Raw genomic sequence first — 1,595 nt, forward strand, 5'->3', positions numbered from 1 at the left:
CTCCCTGCCGATGACCGCCGTCGCCCCGGGGCCCTCCGGCTCCGAATCCCCCCCACCGGCCGAGGGTGAGGGGACAGCTCCTGGAGTGGGTGCGCCCTGGGCGCGCTGGGCCTGGTGGCTCGTGCTGGCCGTGCTGGCCGTGGCCGCCATCGCCGTGGGCCAGCATCCCCGCCGAGGCGTGGACTTCCGCGTCTACCTCATGGCGGCGGAGCGCTTCTGGGAGGCCTCGGACATCTACCGCCTGTCCGACGGCACCATGCCGTTCAAGTACGCGCCCGTCACCGCGCCCCTCTTCCTTCCCTTCACGCTGCTCCCCGCGCGCGCCGCCGTGGCCCTGTGGAACCTGGGCTCCATCGCCGCGCTCGCCGCCGTGGCCCGCCTCACCATGCGCGCCACGCCTTCGTCGGGGGAAGCCACGCCCTGGGCCTGGGCGCCCGCCCTGACGACGCTGGCCCTGCTGCCGTCCTTCACCTTCGAGCTGTTCTACGGCCAGGTGGACGCCGTCATCCTGCTGCTCATCCTCCTGTCCACGCTCGGCGCCGAACGCGGGCAGGTGTGGCGCCCCGGAATCGCCTTCGCCGTCGCCTTCCTGCTCAAGCCGCCCGCCGCCCTCGTCGGCCTCTTCTTCCTGTGGCGCCGTCACTGGCGCGTCATCGGCGCCACCGCGGTGGTGGGACTGCTGCTCACCCTGCCCACGCTCGCCCGCTACGGCTGGGACGGCGCGCTGGCGCAGTTCCAGCTCTGGAGCGACACGCTGGCGCGCACCACGCCGCCCTGGGCGCTCCAGGCCAACACCCAGGGCCTGCCCACCGTGCTGCTGGCGCTGGTGTACCCGCCCGACACCGTGGTGCCCCCCGGTGACATGTCGCTGGCGCAGGCCGTGGCCATGGTCCTCTTCGTCGCCGCCGTCGTGTGGGCAAGACCCGGGCCAGCGGACCTCATCGCCGTGTGTTGCCTGGGCGTCACCCTGCTGTCACCGCTGGCGTGGCGCGCGAACTACGTGCTGGCCTGGCCGTTGATCCGCGCCGCGGTGGAGAGCCGCCACCGGCCCAACCTGGTGCTGGTGGCGCTCATCGCCCTCACGGGGCTCCTGGTCTCTGACTCGGGGCTGGGCGCGGAGTGGAGCCGCCACGTCCTCCTGTGGCGCCCCTTCGCGCTCGTCTACACGGCGCTGCTGATCGCCCTGCTGTCGCAGATGCGCCGCGTGGGCGCACCGCGCGCGGTGGTGGACGCAGACGCCGTGTCACGCCTGCCACGTTGCTTTGGTGGCGGGCTCGCGCCGTGACGCTCCCGTCAAGTTGATGGAAGCAAAGTGTCACGGGCCCCGGACAGGCCCGACACATGGCGTCGCTATATGCGCCATCAGTCATGTTCGAGACCTTCGACAGCGGCCCGGACGTCCCATCAGCGCGGCGGTTCGCGCTCTCCACTACGGCGTCCGTCGCCGTGTTCGCGCTGATGGGCATCGCCGCCATCACCGCGGCCGGCAAGGTGACGGAGGTCATCAAAGAGAAGAAGGGCACGGACGCGACGAAGGCCGCGGAGGCCGTGCAGCGCCTCAAGCGCACCTCGCTGGCGCTGCCCGCGCTCTTCAC

At 72.2% G+C, this 1,595-nt stretch carries 1 protein-coding gene and 1 pseudogene; both read left to right on the top strand.

Features of this window, described 5'->3' with window-relative positions; all coding sequences use genetic code 11:
• Positions 1-1,285: glycosyltransferase family 87 protein (locus HV826_RS36280; RefSeq protein ID WP_255217602.1), on the top strand; the 1,285-nt coding region annotated here is incomplete at its 5' end.
• An 83-nt stretch (positions 1,286-1,368) separates the two neighbouring features.
• Positions 1,369-1,595: pseudogene (locus tag HV826_RS36285) on the top strand (hypothetical protein); the annotation flags it as partial.

The sequence above is a fragment of the Myxococcus sp. AM010 genome (assembly GCF_013372585.1).
GTDB classification, from domain to species: Bacteria; Myxococcota; Myxococcia; order Myxococcales; family Myxococcaceae; genus Myxococcus; species Myxococcus vastator.